Genomic DNA, 2512 nt, shown 5'->3' with positions numbered 1-2512 from the left:
CGGCTCCAGGTCACCGGCGAAGCCCGTACGCACGATCGTCTCGATGCTGTTGCGGGCGATCGACTCGCCCCGCACACGGCGACCGTTGTACGTCGTCAGTGACGGAACCGGATTACCCGGAACCACCGTCTGCGCCCGCAGCACCGTATGCACGAAGCCTTCGTCGTTCAGCACGTCCATCCCCACATGCTTCCGCGGAAGCTCCTGCGAGGCCACGGCAAGGTTCTTCTTCTCACGCGACGTACCGGCCGCCAGGTACCGCCTCAGATCGTCACGCTCGTAGCGCGTCAGACGTGCCGTATCCGCGCTCACGAACACCGTACGGTACATCCGGTAGTCCACCGCACGCTGTTCCCAGTTCGCACGGTCGAACACGTCGTACATCATCTGGTTCGTCGACGGGCTGTTGTAGAAGCCAAGGCGGCCCAGGCCCGCCACCAGCGTATCGGCATTCAGGCGGCCGACGATCTGGTTCGCCGTCGGCGTACCGGCGTACACGTTCTCGTTCACCCCGCGCGAGGACACCAGGATACGCGTACCCGCACGCTGGATGTAGAACCGCACGTCCTTCGTCCGGACGTTGTTGGCATTGTATTCGTCCGTCTGCACACTCACCTCCAGACGGTACCGCGGTGTCGCATTCGCCGACATCGCACCCAGCCTGGACGGAACCACGTAGCCCGTCAGCTGGCTGTACGTCTGCGGCGTGAACTGCGGGATCCCGAAGGCCACGTCGTCTTCATGACCGCTGCCAAGGGAGATCGAGACCGTACGGTCCACCACCGCCGCCGCATTGTACTGCGGGACCGCCAGCTGGCCGTTGTTCGACGCTGCCGTCTCCAGGAACACCCGTACGCGCACCTTCGCATTGTTCTGCGTGATCGCTCCGTTGTTCCGGATCAGACCCACCACGTCCACCGGTGCCGTCGTCATGATGTATTCCGCATCCGACGTCGCACCGTTCGTCGACCGGTACGCACCGGGACGCGAGATGTCCATCACTTCCAGATCGCTCACGTACTGACGGCCGTCGAATTCCACCGCACCGATGTCGTAGAGCTGACCCGTCGCACCGCGCAGCGTGCCGTCGATGTCCTGCACGAGGCCCGCGACCTTCTCCGCACGGTTGCTCAGAAGAGAACCGATCGGCGTCGGATTCGTACGGATGCGGAGCTTCTGGTTCGGAGCCACGCCCTGATAGACGTAGTCGTCGTAGATGTTCCCCACCACGCTGTTCACGTCGCGGCCCGTCCAGGCACGCCACTGCGACAGCGTCATGAACTCGTCCTGCGCGCCCGTGCCGATGATCTCGCTCTGCGACGTGATCTCGATGTGGCGGGCAAGGGCCGCCGAGGCGCTCAGCTGATAGGCGTTCCGGTCGCTGACGACACCCATCGGATCCGTCGTGTTGTTCAGCGTCACTCCCTCGTACAGCAGGGCCGAGTGCGTGAACGACGACGTCTGTGCCGCGCCGCGCATGATGATGGCGTTGTTCTTCACCACCGTGGCATTGCCGTGCTGCACGCCGATACCGGCCACCGCACCCGTGCCCGCCACGTTGTCGTTGTCCATGACCACCGTGTTACCGACGACCATGTCACCGCGCGTGAAGTAGCTGCCGTTGTTCAGCGCCGGCACCAGAAGGGCCGAGACGCCGCCCAGCGACGTGTTCCGCTGCGTCAGAAGGTGGATACCACCCATGTGCGTGCCGGCGCTGCCGCGCGCCAGACCCCAGATCACGTTGTTGCGGATCGTCGTGCCTTCCGCCGACTGCGGAAACGTCACGTTCGAGCCGGCGGCACCCACCGACGGGAAGATGTTCCGGCACTGTTCCACCGTAATACCGCGCGTCCACGTGTCACCGCGCACGCCGCTGATCTCGTTGCCGTCCACCAGCAGGTTCACCGTATGGTAGCGGGTCTCGCCGCCGGCCAGGATGCCGCTGGCGTCCACGCCGCTGCCCCCCGTGGCCGCCGTACCGACACCGTAGATACGGTTGCCGGAGACCCGCGCGCCATCTTCGAAGCCCACGAAGATCCCCGCACGGCGGACGTTCGTGATCAGGTTCTTCTCGATCACCGTCGCCTGGTTGTAGTACGGACGGTATTCGTTCACACCCGCCTTGATCGCCGGGCCGATGCCCAGCGTCACGATCCCGTAGCCGAAGCCGCTGATCTCGTTGCCCGCGTAGACGTTGCGGTCGTTTCGAACCGTGTCGAAACGCTCCGTGTTGTTCCCTTCTTCCCCTTCGGGGAGCTTGGCGCGGCTGACGATACCGGCGCTGTAGGTCGTCGGCACGCCCGCGACGTTGCGGACGTCCGTCTGGAAGACGAACGTGCCGTTGATGAAGCTCACCGTCGGCAGCGACGTCGCATAGCTCGCCGTGGCCGTCGGCGCGTTGCCGATGATCAGGTTCCGGAGCTCGATGTCGTGCGAGCCGTCACCAAGGTAGAACGCCGCACGGTGCGGCGTCGGTGCATTCAGGTTCACCTTGATCGATCGCTGCGAACCA

At 64.6% G+C, this 2512-nt stretch carries 1 pseudogene; it reads right to left on the bottom strand.

What is annotated here, in order from left to right:
* A pseudogene (locus BGO89_00005) lies at positions 1-2512 on the bottom strand (hypothetical protein).

Origin of the sequence: Candidatus Kapaibacterium thiocyanatum, assembly GCA_001899175.1 — a bacterium.
Taxonomy (GTDB): Bacteria; Bacteroidota; Ignavibacteria; order Kapaibacteriales; family Kapaibacteriaceae; genus Kapaibacterium; species Kapaibacterium thiocyanatum.
Note: the sequence above shows the minus strand (reverse complement) of the source record. Positions and strands in the feature narration are given on the sequence as shown.